Origin of the sequence: Haloarcula salina (assembly GCF_049603855.1) — an archaeon.
Lineage (GTDB): Archaea > Halobacteriota > Halobacteria > Halobacteriales > Haloarculaceae > Haloarcula > Haloarcula salina_A.
In genome coordinates this window covers 2,861,169-2,875,799 of sequence record NZ_CP187146.1, presented here as the reverse complement: position 1 = coordinate 2,875,799, position 14,631 = coordinate 2,861,169, and the positions used below count along the sequence as shown (strand labels likewise).

Here is a 14,631-nt window from a genome sequence, read left to right as displayed (position 1 = left end):
AGGAATCTCGATTTTTTGCGAGCGGTCGGACTAATCTGCACAGTGACTGTGCCGCTCGACAGTTCGGTTCGTACTCAGGCCGTGGAACTAAGGCCCGACGCCGAGTAGTCGCGGTTATGTCCGAGTCCGCCCTCCGCGAGTTTCTGGCCAACTGGCAGACCGGCGCACTGTTCGTCCTCGGTGGCGCCGCCGTTGGACTCCTCACCGTCTCGATAGTCAGAGGGGCGGTCCCGACGAGCGGGGTCGTCGGCCTGCTTTCGTTCGCCGCCGGCGCAATCCTGTTCTTCGTCGTGGCTTCGTACTTGCAGTACGGCCGGTGAGCGGCGCAGTCGCTCTCGGAAACGTCGCGCGCCGGCGGAAAGAACGGAAAGAGGGGTGGGGGTGGGGGTGGTGGCACCCAAAACGGGTGCGTTTATAAGAAGGGTCGTCCCGGTAAAGAACCTTGCGACGTTTCACTCGCGCCCCCGGCCGTCTCCCATGAACTGTGAGGGATGCGTTCCGAGCGTCTTCGCCTGCCCGATGCGATCAGTGTCGTGCGGCGACAACACATATGAGGACGCGCCTCGAAACGCGAGTGTGACGACCGTTGCACCAGAGGGCCCGGGGTCGCCCGACGCCCCGCCGATCCGGCAGGCCGTTCGCGCGGACCTCATCGAGATCCACCGGATCGAGCAGGCGTCGTTTCCCCAGCCCTGGCCGTTCTCCGCGCTGGAGAGCTACCTCGACGAGGACGGCTTTCTCGTCGCCGAAACGGGCAACGACGACGGCGACCCGCCCGCTGTCGCCGGCTACGTCATCGCTGACACGGTTCCGAACCACGGAACGCCGCTCGGACACGTCAAGGACCTGGCGGTCCGCCCGTCCTATCGCCGTCGGGGCGTCGCGAGCGCGCTGTTGAAGCGCGCGCTGTCGGTCCTCGACGCGACAGGGGCCGGCTCCGTCAAGCTCGAAGTCCGAGCGGACAACGACGGCGCACGCCGGCTCTACCGCCGTTTCGGCTTCGAGCACCGCAAGACCATCCCGAACTACTACAGCAACGGCGCGGACGCGCTCGTGATGGTCCGACTCCTGTAGCGCGGACCCCGACACCATATACGGCTCCGTGCCCTTCTCCCGATACCGATGGGATACGCCTGTCCAGTGTGCGACGACCCGCAAGCCGACGCTCGCCACCTCGCGAACCACCTCGCGTTCACGGCGATGACCGGCGGCGACGACCACGAGGCGTGGCTCGACGAACACGTCCCGGGCTGGGGACAGCTCGGCGAGGACGAACTCTCCGAGGAGGTCGTCGATCACGCCGAGGAGACGGAGTTCCCGCAGGTGTTCGAGGACACCGTCGACCGGAGCGGCGGCGGACACGATCACGACCACGGCCACGGCGACCTTCCGCAGGGGGCGTCTCGGCACCGCGGGACGAACGCGCTCCGTGACCAGGACAGCGAGGTGCTGGCCGAGGCCCGCGAACTGACCCGAGCGATGCTGGACGAGGACGACGAGAGTGACGACTCCGACGGGTCCGCGGAGGGCGCGGACGCCGACGCCGAGAGCGACCCCACCGGCGGTGGAGACGAAACCCAGTAGTCCCGCCGGCGACTACGGGGCGATATGGAGACTGAGGGGCAGTTCTCGCCGGAATCGGCCGAGGAAGCGAGCGAGCGCTACGAGGCGCTCGGGCCGACCGCACAGGTCGTCGTCAAGGAAGTCGCGAAGGCGATGGGACTCGACGCCGAAGCGTACGAGGAGCAGGTCACCAGCGAGGTCGTCGAGACCGCGCGCGACGTGCTGTTCGCCGAGTCGCTCGCGGTCCGCGTCGGGACGATGGACGAGTTCGAGTCCTGGCGAACCGACACGGCGTGTGAGATCACGCTCGTCGGCGCGGAGAACGTCGACAACGTCGTCTGGCACGCCGCACCGTTCGCCGAGCGGGCCGTCGCGGCGACGTTCCAGAGCGAGCGCCGAGCGGCCGTCGGGACACTCCGCCGGCAGGCGTTCGGTCGCATCTACCGAGAGGTCGTCTGATGCGACCGGTCACCCGGAACACGCTGCTGGGCCTGCTCGCCGTCGCGGTCCTGCTGCTGGCGCTGGGTGCCCTGCCGAGTTACCTCAAGAGCGGTGATCCCTACTACGTCGTCGCGACGCCGGCCGACGGCGAGTACAGCGTCGAGAACGGGACGGCGGTGAACTGGAGCCAGCAGTCGCCCCGGCGCTACCCGTACACGACGGCGGCCCTCGACGCGGCGACGCCGAACGAGACCGGCCGCTCCGAGCCGTACTGGCGGGGGCCGGTCGGCTTCAAGGGCGCGTTCACGCACTCGCCGTTCGACGAGCGCGACGCGCTCCGTCTGCAACACCCCGACGCAGCGACCGACGCGGGCGTCGTCGTCCGGGACAACGCCACGTTTTACCACGTCGCGGTCCGACAGCAGGTATGACCCGCGAACCGGCCCACGAGTGGCCCGTCCTCGAGAGCGAGTCCGAGTACGAGACCGGCTGGTACACCGGCGGCTACGACCGGGTCCGCCAGCCCGACGGCTCCGAGAAGGACTACTACTGGGCCGACCTGCCCGCCGCCGTCGTCGTCGTGGCGTCCACCGGCGACGAACTCGTGATGGTCGACCAGTACCGCCCGACCATCCGCGAGCAGTGTCTCGAACTCCCGGCCGGCATCGTCGAGGACGACGAGTCCTACACGACCGCCGGGGCGCGCGAACTCCGCGAGGAGACGGGTTTCGAGGCCGCCGGCGTCTCGCTCGTCGAGGAGTTCTGGTGCTCGACCGGCGTGCTCCGTCACCGTCGCGGCATCGTCTTCGCCGAGGGGCTGGAACCGGTCGACCAGGACCTCGACGACAACGAGTTCCTCTCGGTGACGACCGTCCCAATCGACGAGGCGCTCCAGGTCGCGCGCCGCGAACCCGCCAACGATGCGACCATCGAGGGCATCCTGCTCGCGCAGGCGGACGGCCTGCTGTAGTCGGTGCCGATTTAGGCGTCGACCCCGACCCACTGGATATGGACGGCGAAATCGGCACTGACGAACTCCGGTCGCTGGTAGACGATGCGGACGCGCGCGTGATCGACATCCGCTCGCCCGGATCGTTCCAGCGCGGACACATCCCAGGTAGCGAGAACGTCCCGCTCCCGACCATCGTCGACGACGTCGAACGGTTCGACGGCGACGACCGGGTGGTGACGGTCTGTCCCCACGGGAAATCGAGCGTCCAGGCCGCTCGCCTCATCGCGTCCTACGAGGGGTTCGACGGCAAAGTCGTGAGCTTCGCGCCCGGCCTCGACGGCTGGGACGGCCCGCTGGAGCAGTCGGACTCGTCCGCCTCGGCTGGGACGACCGCGGCTGCCGACGGGGGTTCCGACGAGGGTCCCGACGCGCCGTTCTGACCGATCCGACGAAATCGGTATCGCAGTCGCTGGTGAATCCCAGCGCCGCTGAACGGGTTTTGCCAGGTGTCGATACGCGACGGCTGTGACTCGCGATGTCACCGGTGTCGCGGTAGGAACGGTGGCTCGGGAAAGACTGTCGTCACAAGGGGCTCAGCGGGGGTAACTGCTCGTCATCGCCACCGACCACAGATAGCGTGCGAGGGCAGAAAAGCGGTCCGTTCCCGCGCCGACGACTCCACCGGGCCTATTCGGCCCGGTTCGCGTCGAGTAACGCGCTGGCGATGGCGCTCTTCCGGTGTGAAACCAGCAGGTGTGTGTAGATGTCGGTCTGACTGTCTGCGCGAAGCGAGCAGAGGGGGCAGTCTGTGGGTCGCTTCGAATGACTCTCGGACCCCGTCCGGGGCGAGCTTGCACACATACGTCTAGTTAACATACTGTCATGTATAATAGTGTTACGAGCGTCACACTTTGGGCTGGTGCACGCTCGGTCAGTGTCGTGGCTGGCGTCTCGAATTCGGTCTCGTCTGTAGCGATACTCACTACTACCACGAACTATATAGACAACATAGAAAATAACTATATCAGGGCCGGCAAATTCCAACTCGACTCACCCGTGTCTCACACCGACGGTCCCGAGACGAGCCACCCTCGCATCGACGCCGCCCTCGGCGTGGTCGACCGTGAAATCGAGTGTATCGAGGCCGAACTGACGGCGTTCAGACGCTTCCGGTCGCGCGTTCGCGCGATCGAGCCCTCATCGCCGTCGACCGGCGGTGTCGGCGTATCGGGCGGCGGTGCGGCGTCGATGCTGGCGACGGCGACGAAGCCCGACGCGGGCCTGCGGTCCGTCCGGGCGGCCTACCGTGAGACGGTGATGGACGTGCCGCACTTCGAGGCCGAGTACGACGACACGCTCGAAGCGAACGTGGCCGTGGAGTTCGGTGCGGACCTCGCCGCCCAGATCGCCGACGGGACGCGGCTGACGCCGCAGGTGTACGAGGCCGTGCTGGCCGCGAGCGAGCGGGCACAGGACGAGCGCGAGACCATGCTTCCCGTGCTCGAACGCGAGCGCGACTCGCTGGCGGCGGTTCGGGAGCGCCTCGACGACTGCGAGCGTCGGGCGACTGTCCTCGGCGCGAACGCCAGACGGACGGTCGATTCGACGCGTCTCTCGGCCATCGACGACGAGCTGGCCGACATCGAAGCGGAGTGCGAGGCCGTCGCGGCCCGACGTCAGCGCCGGCTCCACGACCGGTCGGCCGCCGCGCTCTCGGGGATCGACGAGACCAGCCTGGCGCAGTATCTCTACGCCGAGGAGTCGGTGACGTGTCCGGCGCTGGCCGACGTCGTCGCGTGTCTCGAAACGGTGCAGCGACAGCGGCGGTACTGTCTGCAGTAGGGGGCTGAGCGCGGCCGGTGGCCTCGGCGTGGCGAAGTCGCGAGAAGACGACCGATTGGACACGTCCGCGAGGGCGTATCTGCCGTTAGGACTGGGGACGCGGTGCGGCCTTCTGGAGGGCGCTCTCGGCGATGTTGCCGCCGTAGTCGGCGGTTCGCGACAGCGAGTCGACGACGAGTCCGAGGACCTGCGCGCTCTGCGGGTCGAATTCCCGGATCTCCCCGTCGACCTCCCTTGCGGTGTCGTCGACGGCGGGAATCCGGGCGCGGGCGTCGTTGGCGAGTTCGACCGCCTCGTCGGACTCCTCGGCCAGGAGGGCGTCCATCGCGGTCTCGGGCACGGCGAGGGCCTCCGATTCGAGGCGATGGAGCAGGTCGGCGGTTTCGCCGGTGATCTCGCCGATTTCGAGCGAGAGGCTGGCGATCTTGGTGGCGTGGTCGGCGATGCGCTCCAGTTGGCGGGCGCTCGATTGGAAGTCGAAGACGGTCTCGCGGGGGAAGCCGATCTCGTTGGCGGCGGTCGGATTGCGGAGGACGGTGCGGAAGACGCGCGAGACCATGTACCAGAGGCGGTCGACGTCGTCGTCGCGCTGCATCACGTCCTGGGCGAGGTCGTCGTCGTCCTCGATGAGCGCCTCGACGGCGTCCGAGAGCATCGTCAGCGAGACCAGGCGCATGCGCGTGATGGCGTTGTGAACCGACAGCTCCGAGGAGTCGAGGAGGTCCTGCAGGACGACGCGGTCGGTCGTTTCCTCTATCATTTCGAGGCCGACGAGGCCCTGGGTGGCGTCGCGGATGGTGCGGCGCTGCTCGGCCGTGATCCGGGACGCTTCGAGTTCGATGATGTCGAAGCCGCTGACGTACATCGTCATCACCGCACGCGTGAGTTCGTGCTTGTCTTCGAGCCCGTCCACGTCGAGTGACCCCTCCACGCGGCCGTTCTCCTGCTGTGGCGCGAGCAACAGCAGGTCGCGCTCGGCGTGGAACTCGACGACGCTGCCGGCACTCACGTCGTTCTCGGTCGCCCACTCCTTCGGGAGGGAGACGGTGTACGTCGATCCGCCGGTCACCTGCACCTTGCGTGTCTCCATGTGAGCGTCAATCACGCCGGGGATGATATAAATCCACTCATATCTATATATTGTATTGGGGAGCTAATATTTGGGTCAAAATAGCCGGTAATTCGGCCGATATGCGGAAATTATTGCTGCTATAGTGGGGGTGGGTCGGCCGTATTGGTCGGCCAGTGGACAGCTCTGCAATTCGGTCGATTTCGTGCAGTAGAGGATATATCTGTGGCGAAACATACCGATATTGTCGAACGAGTTTGTGAACGTTGGACATGGTTCTTCTATATAATTCTACGGCATACAATAGAGGTATCTTAGCAGCTTACTTACTATCCTTCCCCGACCAGTCAGGTGATGGCGCACGACTCAGAGCGGCTGTCTGACCGGGTATCACGACGCAAGTTCATCGCGACAACGGGTGCGACCGGCGTCGCGGCCGTCGCCGGCTGTTCCAGTGGAAGCAGTTCGGACGGTGGTGCCAGCACGGACACCAGCTCGGACGGCAGTGCGAACACTGCCGCTCCCGAGACGGACACGGAGATGGAAGAGACCGCGTCCACCGACGAAGGAAGCAGTTCCATGGGCTCCGGCCCGCTCGAATCCGGCGGTTCCTCGACGGTGTATCCCGTCGCCAACACCGCGGCCTCCTACTGGAACGCCAACCGTCCGGCCAGCGACTCCGAGTACTGGCCCCACGGCGAGTACGACATCGACACGGAGAAGAACCTCGCCGACTACTGGGCCGGTCTCTACGGCTTCGAGGCAGGCCAGAACGGCGATCCGCCGTTCCCCGTCTCCGTCGCGCTCTCGCACTCCGGGACCGGCGTCGAGAAGGTCATGAACGGCCAGCTCGACCTCGGGAACTCCAGCGGGAACGTCGAGGACGAACTGCCCGACCGCGACTCCTACGACGACTTCATCGATCACGTCATCGCCGTCGACGGCCAGCCGCTCGTCGTCTCCCAGGAGATCGCCGACGCCGGCGTCGAGAAGATCACCGGCCAGCAGCTGAAGGACCTCTACAAGGGCCGACTCACCAACTGGAGCGAACTCGGTGGCCCGGACAAGGAGATCCAGGTCCTCGGCCGCGTCAAGGGCTCGGGGACGCGAACCTCGTTCGTCTCCAACGTCTTCGGCAACCCCGAAGAGGACACCTCCGTCGCCAACCGCTACGGCCAGAACCAGCGTCTCGCCCAGGCCATCGCCCAGGCCGACAACGCGATCAGCTACCTCGCGCTCGCGTTCATCAACACTGACGGCCTCGCCCCCATCGCTCTCGAGTGGGAAGGCACCACGTACAAGTACGAGGACCCGCAGAACGGGCTGGACTCGAAGAAGTACCCGCTCTCGCGTGACCTCCACATGTACACGTGGCAGGGCACCTCCAACAAGGAGGGCGCGTTCATCAACATGATCCTCTCCGAGTTCGGTCAGGAGACGTTCGTCGCGCCGAACAACTACTTCACGCTCGGCGAGCGCCGCCTCGAAGAAGAGCGCAACAAGCTGCCCGACCAGGCCTAAGCGACCGCGGCTGGTCGTAGCCGATCGATCGTCGACCGCGTTGGTCGATTTTCCATACAATGACAGACGAACTATCTACGACGGAAGGCGAGACGATGTCGGGCGGGGTGTCGGTAGACGGCTCACTGCTTGCCGTCGGCGGCTCGGCGCTCACGCTGGTCGCGACGATTCTGGTGTTCCTCTTTCGGCCGGCGCTGGCGCTGCCGATGCTGCTGGCGTTCCTGTTTATCACCGCACTGGGATGGGTGACCTATCAGGCCGAAATCGCGCGGTTGCTGACGCTCGTCGCGACGATACTGACGGTGTTGACCGTGGGCTTCATCACGTTCTTCCTGTTCGTGAGCGCGCTCCCGGCGTTTCTCGAACACGGTCTGGGACTCCTCCTGATCCCCGTCCAGAGCGGCGAGCCACGGTGGTTCTTCTGGCTCGAGGGCGTGCTGCCGACGGCCGAGACGTACTGGAACCCGCTCAGCGGGGCCTACTCCCTGATCCCGATGATCTGGGCGACGGTCGTCGTCACCATCATCGCGGGCGCGGTGGCCGGCCCGCTCGGCCTCTTCGGCGCGCTGTTCATCGCGGAGGTCGCCAGCGACCGACTGCGCGAGTTCATCAAACCGGGCGTCGAGATCCTGGCCGGAATCCCCTCGATCGTCTACGGGTTCATCGGCTTCCAGGTGCTGAACGGCTTCATCCAGACGAACTTCCTCGACGACGGCGCGAGCTTCCTGATCGCCGGCGTCGTCGTCGGCGTGATGGCGCTGCCGACGGTCGTCTCCGTCGGCGAGGACGCGCTGTCGAGCGTCCCCCAGTCGATGGGTGACGGCTCGGTCGCGATGGGCGCGACCGAGTGGCAGACGATGAAGAGCATCTCTATCCCGGCGGCGTTCTCGGGCATCTCCGCGGCCGTCATCCTCGGCCTCGGGCGGGCCATCGGCGAGACGATGGCCGTGGCCGCGATCATGGCCGCCGGGACGCAGTTCGCCAACCCGCTGTTCGACATCTTCGACGCGAACGTGACGCTGACGAGCCTCATCGCCACCCAGTACGGCAGCGCCTCGGAGAGCACCATCGACGTGCTGTTCGTCGCCGGCGTCATGCTGTTCGTCATCGTCGCCGGGATGAGCATCGTCTCGCAGTTCATCGAGCAACGCATGCAGGAGAAACTGAAGGGGAACCAATGAGCGACGCCTACGCGACCACCGACCAACTCGTCAGCGCGGAATCGAACGTCTACGACCGGGGCCTCGACGCGGCCATCGCGCTCAGCGTCGTCGGCTTCGCCCTGGGGATGGTGACCCTCGTCGGCCTCGTCCCGCTCGACGCCAGCGGGAGCGCACTCACCGGAGCGTTCGCGACCCTGCTCGCGGTCGTCGTCGGCGCGGTCGGACTCTCCGGTCTCGCCTCCTACACCGGCGTCGCTCCCGTCACGTCACAGCGCGTGCGCGGCATCGGGATCGGCCTCGTCGTCAGTACGCTTTCGCTGACCGTCCTCGCGGTCGCCCTCCCGGTCACGATGGCGACGCTCCTCGGCGTCGTCTTGCTGGTCGAGGCGCTGGCGCTGGTCGCCGCCGGCGTCACTTCCCGGTTCGGCGTCGTCGACTCGGAACCGAACATGAGCGCCGGGCTCCTCGCCGGGTCGGTCTTCGGCGCGATCGGCCTCGCGTTCGGGACCGTCATCGGCGGAGCGCTCGTCGGGTTCGGCTCGCCGCTGTGGGCCGTCGTCGCGTTCGCCACCGGCGCGTTCCTGCTCGCTGTGACCGTCCTCCCGCGCGAGGACGTCGGCTCGACGGTGTCGCCCGCGCTCGTCGTCGCGACGCTCGGGCTGGTGATCGTCACGGGCGTCATCGGCGTCGGCTGGCAGTGGAACCCCCAGACACTCTCGGGCGGCTTCACCGGCAGCGCGGTCGTCCCGGTCTTCCTCCTGTTCGGGACGCTGCTGTCGGCCTGGTCCGCGGCGAAGTGCCGCGCCGGGTTCGGTGCTCGCGGCCGCGAGTACGGCGCGTTCCTCGTCATCAACCTCAACGCCTTCCTCATGGTCGCCGTGATGGCGACCATCGTCCTGTTCGTGACTCTCAAAGGGGTCGGCTACGCCGTCCACGGCATCACGGTCGGCGCGCTGACCCTGCTCGTCGTGCTGTCGCCGGCGCTCGTCGGTGCGGTCCAGTTCGCTCGCTCACCGGCCGGCACGAGCGACTGGAACACGGGCGTACGACAGCTGTTTCGGGTCCTCCCGCTGGCGCTCGTCGGCTCGCTGGTCTCCGTTCTCGTCGGGGTGCTGGCCACGGGGTCGACGCTCCGGTACGCCTTCACCTACGTCGTCCAGGTCAACCGATCCGGCGAGACCATCGACACGGCGATCACGGTGACTCCCGACGCGACGGTCGGCACGCTCCTCCTTGTAGCACCGGCGCTCCTGCTCGCGGTGACGTTCTTCCGCTCGTTCGGGTCGCTTCGGAGCGTCGGCACGCAGTCGGGTCGAGTCGGCTCGATCCGGCAGGCCGTCCCGACGGCGATTCTCGGTCTCGTCGCGCTGACCGGTTTCTTCCTCGTACTCGGTCCGCGTCCGCTCGGGCTGCCCCTCGGCGGGACGCTCGGCTTCGCCGCCGTCGTCGCGGGAACCGTCGCCGCGGGCGCGCTGGCCGTCCTCCCGCTGGCCGGCGTCCTGGCGAGCGACGGTGACTCGCTCGCGGCCAGCGCACAGGACGAGGCCCCGCTGTTCACGCTCGGCGTGTTCGGCGGGCTCGGCCTGCTGACCGCGGCACTGTTCCTCCAGCCCGTCGCCGGCGTCAATCCGCTGGTCGGCCCGGTGAACCTCGTCCCCGCGGTCGCGCTGCTGGGCGCGGTCGCCTCCCTCGCGGTCGCGGTGCTGACGACCGTCGCCCGACGGGAGAGCGAGGAGACGATCGCACGACGACTGCTCGCCGAGGAGACGCGCCTCGGCCTCGTCGGGGCGACGGGCTTCGTCGCACTGGTGGGGCTGCACGTCGCCGTCACCGGCGTCTCGTTCACCGTCCTCGGCGTCTCCGTCGCCAACGAGGGCAGTCTCTCGTGGCCGATGGTGATGCAGGCCTACATCCCGCTCGGCCTCGAACCGGGCGGCATCATGCCGGCCATCGTCGGCACGGTGTGGCTGGTCGTCGGGGCGACGCTGTTCGCCGTGCCACTCGGGCTCGGCGCGGCCGTGTTCCTGACCGAGTACGCCGAACAGGGCCGGTTCACCGCGCTGGTCGAGATCGCGACCAACGCGCTCTGGTCGACGCCGAGCATCGTCTTCGGCCTGTTCGGCGCGGCCTTCCTCATCCCCCGCCTCGGCGGCGACGAGTCGCTGCTCGCGGGGATGCTCGTGCTGGGCTTCATGCTCCTGCCGCTCGTGCTCATCACCTCTCGCGAGGCGATCAAGTCCGTCCCGAACGAGTACCGCGACGCCAGCGCGGCGCTGGGGGTGAGCCAGTGGGAGACGATCAAGAGCGTCGTCCTGCCCGCGGCGATGCCCGGCGTCATCACCGGCGTCATCCTCGGCGTCGGCCGCATCGCGGGCGAGACGGCCCCGCTCATCCTCGTGCTGGGGTCGACGCTCAACGCGACCAACGCCGTCGACGTCATCGGCGGTTTCCGCTTCGTCGCGCGCCCGCCGTTCGTCGTCAACGACGCCCTGCTGACGGCCTCGGCGTCGCTCCCGACGCAGGTGTGGGCCGTCATCGCGGCGGGGGTGTCGGGGTCGCCGCAGATGGGGTGGGCGACGGCGTTCATCCTTCTGATGGTCGTGCTGACGTTCTACGCCGTCGGCATCACCGCGCGGACCTACTTCCGGAGGAAACTCGACTATGAGTGACAGCATCAACACCGAGACGAGCACCGACGCACAGGCGAGTACCGGCACACAGGCGCGCACCGACGGCGACGCACCCGGCATCCAGACGACCGCCGGCGAGAGCGACGAGCGGGTCCGCGAGGAGTGGACGCAGTACCAGTTCGACGGCCGGGCGAAACTCTCCGTCGAAGACCTGGACGTCTGGTACGGGGACGACCACGCGCTCAAGAGCGTCTCGATGGAGATCCCCGAGAACAGCGTCACGGCCCTCATCGGCCCCTCTGGCTGTGGCAAGTCGACCTACCTGCGGTGTCTCAACCGCATGAACGACCGCATCAAGGCCGCGCGCATCGACGGCTCGGTCGAACTCGAAGGGACCGAGATCTACGACCCGAACGCCAACCTCGTCGAACTGCGCAAGCGCATCGGCATGGTGTTCCAGTCGCCAAATCCCTTCCCGAAGTCCATCCGCGAGAACATCTCCTACGGCCCGCGAAAGCACGGCGACATCAACAAGGGCCTGCTCGCGCGGCTGTTCGGCCGCGACGACACCGAGGCCGAGGCCGAACTCGTCGAGCGCTCGCTGAAGCAGGCGGCGCTGTGGGACGAGGTCAACGACCGCCTCGACGACAACGCGCTCGGCCTCTCCGGCGGGCAACAACAGCGCCTCTGTATCGCGCGCTGCCTCGCCGTCGACCCTGAGGTCATCCTGATGGACGAACCGGCTTCGGCGCTCGATCCCATCGCCACCTCGAAGATCGAGGACCTCGTCGAGGAACTCTCGAAGGACTACACGGTCGTCATCGTCACCCACAACATGCAGCAGGCGGCCCGTATCTCCGATCAGACCGCCGTCTTCCTCACCGGCGGCGAGCTCGTCGAGTACGACGACACCGACAAGATCTTCGAGAACCCCGAGAGCCAGCGCGTCGAGGACTACATCACCGGCAAGTTCGGGTGACTCAGATGTCGCGCGAGTCGTACCAGCAGTTGCTGGACGACCTCCGAGACGACGTGGTCGACATGGGCGACCTGGTCGTCGAACGCCTCGACGCGGCGCTGACGGCGCTGGAGACGAACGACGAGCCCCTCGCCCGGGAGGTCATCGACGGCGACGACGAGATCAACGAGCTGTATCTGTCTCTTGAATCGGACTGCATCGACCTGTTCGCCCTCCAGCAACCGGTCGCCTCCGACCTGCGCTTCGTCGCCGCGTCGTTCAAGATCATCACCGACCTCGAACGCGTCGGTGACCTGGCGACGAACCTCGGCGCGTACGCGCTGGCGACCGATCGCCGGCTCGCGCCGGAGGTCGACGTGGACACGATCGGCCGCGAGGCCACCCGCATGATCGAGCGGAGCCTCGACGCCTACGAGCGCGAGGACGTGGCGGCCTGTCGAGACATCGCGGCCGACGACGACCACCTCGACGCGCTCTGTCAGCAGGCCAGCGAGACCGTCGCCCGCGACCTCATCGAGCGAGAGGGCGACGGCGACGACCTCTGGTCGGTCGAACAGCTACTCGACGACGTTTCGCGGCTGCTGCTGACGGTCCGGGACCTCGAACGCGTCGGCGATCACGCCGTCAACGTCGCGGCGCGCACGCTGTACATGGTCGAGACCGACTCCGAACTCCTCTACTGACATGGAGCAACGCAAGATACAGACGGTCGGCGGCGGCACGTACACGGTCTCGCTCCCGAAGGAGTGGGCCGAGTCCGAGGACTGCACGGCCGGCACGACGGTGAATCTCCACACGCACATCGACGGCCTGCTCGTCATCCAGACGCCCGAATCCGAGGCGGAGACGACCAGCCGCGTCTCGCTCGACATCGGGTCCGACGAGCCCGACGGGATCGAACAGACGCTCCGGGCGGCCTACGCCGCCGGCGTCGAGTCCGTCGTCCTCGACGCGCCCGAGGGGCTCTCCGACGCCCAGCGCCGCGCCGTCGAGCGCGTCGCGCGGAACCTGACCGGCGTGACCGTGACCGAGGCGACCGACACGCGGGTGACCGTCCAGACCCTGCTCGACGCGAGCGAGGTGTCGGTCACCCAGTCGGTCCGCCAGCTCCAGTTCGTCGCGCTGTCGATGCACCGGGACGCGACGGCGACGCTGACCAGCGGCTCGACGGGCGACCGCTGGGGCGACCGCGACGAGCAGGCCGACCGGCTGTACGCGATGATCGACCGCTACTTCGAGCGCGGGCTCGCCCGCCTCGACGAGATCGACGCGCTCGGGCTGACGCGCCCGGAGCTGTTCGGTCTCTGGGCGACGGCGAACGAACTCGAACGCGTCGCCGACCACGCCGAGCGTATCGGGCTCGTCGCCGAACGGCTCGACGAGCCGCCGGACGAGGGCCTCGCCGCCGACCTCGCCGATCTCGCGCGGGATGCCCGCGCCGTCGTCGAGGACGCGGTGCGCGTGGTCATCGGCGACGCTCACGTCGACACCGCGCGACAGACCCTCTCGCGACGCCGGTCGGTCTGTGACCGCGTCGGCGACCTCGACCAGCACCTGTTCGAGTCGACCGACGCCGACTACCGGCTGACGCGCGTGCTCGACAGCCTCTCGCGGACCGCCCAGCACGGGGGCAACATCGCCGAGTTCGGTCTGCGGATGGCGGTCCGCGACGGCGGCCTGACCGACCCCGTCGCCGAGGAGAGCGCGGGCGCGTCGGGACCGTCGGCCGAGTCCGAGAGCTGAGACGGCCCGTCGATTCGGAACCGACTTACTGCCGTCCGTCGGAGGCCGCGTATGGTCGACTGGGACGTGTATCTGGTCACACAGGCCTCGCTCTCCGCGGGCCGGGACACCGCCGAGGTCGTCGCCGCCGCCATCGACGGCGGCGTCGGCGTCGTGCAACTCCGCGAGAAGGACCGCTCGGCGCGCGAGCGCTACGAACTCGGCCGGCGAGTGCGGGAACTGACTCGCGAGGCCGGCGTCGCCTTCGTCGTCAACGACCGGGTGGACCTGGCGCAGGCGCTCGACGCCGACGGCGTCCACCTCGGCGACGACGACCTGCCGGTTCCGGTCGCGCGGGACCTCCTCGGCGAGGACGCCATCGTCGGTCGCTCCGTCTCGACCGTCGCGGCCGCCCGCGACGCCGAAGCGGCGGGGGCCGACTACCTCGGCGTGGGCGCGGTGTTCGCTACCGGCTCGAAAGACGACATCCCCGAGGACGAACGCGCGGTCGGGCCCGAACGGGTCGCCGCCATCGCCGACGCCGTGGACGTGCCCATCGTGGGAATCGGCGGCATCACGGCCGAGAACGCGGCCGACGTGGTCGCGGCCGGGGCCGACGGCGTCGCCGTCATCACCGCGATTACCGCCGCCGACGACCCGGCGGCGGCGACGGCCGACCTCGCCGCGGCGGTCGAGCGCGCTCGCTCCGAAAACTGACGGCTGGTCGGGGTACTGAGGGTCGGTCGGAG

General features: G+C 68.0%; 16 protein-coding genes. 15 read left to right on the top strand and 1 reads right to left on the bottom strand.

What is annotated here, in order from left to right; translation table 11 throughout:
- Positions 1 to 116 precede the first annotated feature (116 nt).
- The 8 genes from ACOZ4I_RS14560 to ACOZ4I_RS14525 all read left to right on the top strand — a co-directional run bounded on the left by ACOZ4I_RS14560 (position 117) and on the right by ACOZ4I_RS14525 (position 4,798).
- On the top strand, positions 117 to 320 hold the full coding sequence (locus ACOZ4I_RS14560) for a hypothetical protein (protein WP_424000771.1): 204 nt from the start codon (positions 117 to 119) through the stop codon (positions 318 to 320).
- 256 nt (positions 321 to 576) lie between these two features.
- Entirely contained in the window at positions 577 to 1,074 is a 498-nt protein-coding gene (rimI, locus tag ACOZ4I_RS14555; RefSeq protein WP_424000769.1) for a ribosomal protein S18-alanine N-acetyltransferase, read from the top strand.
- A 48-nt stretch (positions 1,075 to 1,122) separates the two neighbouring features.
- Positions 1,123 to 1,584: a DUF5810 domain-containing protein gene (locus ACOZ4I_RS14550; protein ID WP_424000767.1), complete on the top strand. Its 462-nt coding sequence runs from the start codon at positions 1,123 to 1,125 to the stop codon at positions 1,582 to 1,584.
- Positions 1,585 to 1,608: 24 nt separating this feature from the next.
- A complete protein-coding gene (locus ACOZ4I_RS14545; RefSeq protein WP_424000765.1) occupies positions 1,609 to 2,022 on the top strand; it encodes a DUF5809 family protein in 414 nt (137 codons plus the stop codon).
- On the top strand, positions 2,022 to 2,435 hold the full coding sequence (locus ACOZ4I_RS14540; RefSeq protein WP_424000763.1) for a hypothetical protein: 414 nt from the start codon (positions 2,022 to 2,024) through the stop codon (positions 2,433 to 2,435). The genes ACOZ4I_RS14545 and ACOZ4I_RS14540 overlap by 1 nt, the downstream gene beginning before the upstream one ends.
- The gene (locus tag ACOZ4I_RS14535; protein WP_424000761.1) at positions 2,432 to 2,974 is read left to right on the top strand and encodes an NUDIX hydrolase; all 543 of its coding nucleotides are present in this window, start codon (positions 2,432 to 2,434) and stop codon (positions 2,972 to 2,974) included. Before ACOZ4I_RS14540 ends, ACOZ4I_RS14535 begins: the two co-directional genes overlap by 4 nt.
- A gap of 38 nt (positions 2,975 to 3,012) precedes the next feature.
- Entirely contained in the window at positions 3,013 to 3,396 is a 384-nt protein-coding gene (locus ACOZ4I_RS14530) for a rhodanese-like domain-containing protein (protein WP_424000759.1), read from the top strand.
- A 616-nt stretch (positions 3,397 to 4,012) separates the two neighbouring features.
- Positions 4,013 to 4,798 (top strand): DUF7260 family protein, encoded by a 786-nt coding sequence (locus tag ACOZ4I_RS14525; RefSeq protein ID WP_424000757.1) that lies wholly within the window; start codon positions 4,013 to 4,015, stop codon positions 4,796 to 4,798.
- A gap of 85 nt (positions 4,799 to 4,883) precedes the next feature.
- Here ACOZ4I_RS14525 and ACOZ4I_RS14520 read toward each other — a convergent pair whose 3' ends face one another.
- Positions 4,884 to 5,888: a PhoU domain-containing protein gene (locus tag ACOZ4I_RS14520; protein WP_424000756.1), complete on the bottom strand. Its 1,005-nt coding sequence runs from the start codon at positions 5,886 to 5,888 to the stop codon at positions 4,884 to 4,886.
- A 333-nt stretch (positions 5,889 to 6,221) separates the two neighbouring features.
- On the opposite strand from ACOZ4I_RS14520, the gene ACOZ4I_RS14515 reads away from it, so the two are divergent.
- The 7 genes from ACOZ4I_RS14515 to thiE are packed head-to-tail and all read left to right on the top strand — an operon-like array spanning position 6,222 to position 14,599.
- Positions 6,222 to 7,388: a substrate-binding domain-containing protein gene (locus ACOZ4I_RS14515; RefSeq protein WP_424000754.1), complete on the top strand. Its 1,167-nt coding sequence runs from the start codon at positions 6,222 to 6,224 to the stop codon at positions 7,386 to 7,388.
- 59 nt (positions 7,389 to 7,447) lie between these two features.
- Positions 7,448 to 8,569: a phosphate ABC transporter permease subunit PstC gene (pstC, locus tag ACOZ4I_RS14510; RefSeq protein WP_424000752.1), complete on the top strand. Its 1,122-nt coding sequence runs from the start codon at positions 7,448 to 7,450 to the stop codon at positions 8,567 to 8,569.
- The gene (pstA, locus tag ACOZ4I_RS14505) at positions 8,566 to 11,220 is read left to right on the top strand and encodes a phosphate ABC transporter permease PstA (protein WP_424000750.1); all 2,655 of its coding nucleotides are present in this window, start codon (positions 8,566 to 8,568) and stop codon (positions 11,218 to 11,220) included. Before pstC ends, pstA begins: the two co-directional genes overlap by 4 nt.
- Entirely contained in the window at positions 11,213 to 12,160 is a 948-nt protein-coding gene (pstB, locus tag ACOZ4I_RS14500; RefSeq protein WP_424000748.1) for a phosphate ABC transporter ATP-binding protein PstB, read from the top strand. Before pstA ends, pstB begins: the two co-directional genes overlap by 8 nt.
- A 5-nt stretch (positions 12,161 to 12,165) precedes the next feature.
- Complete coding sequence (phoU, locus tag ACOZ4I_RS14495) at positions 12,166 to 12,843, top strand: phosphate signaling complex protein PhoU (RefSeq protein WP_424000746.1); 678 nt, start codon at positions 12,166 to 12,168, stop codon at positions 12,841 to 12,843.
- A 1-nt stretch (position 12,844) separates the two neighbouring features.
- Positions 12,845 to 13,903 carry a PhoU domain-containing protein gene (locus tag ACOZ4I_RS14490; RefSeq protein ID WP_424000744.1) on the top strand — a complete coding sequence of 353 codons (1,059 nt, stop codon included), beginning with the start codon at positions 12,845 to 12,847 and terminating at the stop codon, positions 13,901 to 13,903.
- Between the two features lie 51 nt (positions 13,904 to 13,954).
- A complete protein-coding gene (gene thiE / locus ACOZ4I_RS14485; protein ID WP_424000742.1) occupies positions 13,955 to 14,599 on the top strand; it encodes a thiamine phosphate synthase in 645 nt (214 codons plus the stop codon).
- Positions 14,600 to 14,631: the final 32 nt, after the last annotated feature.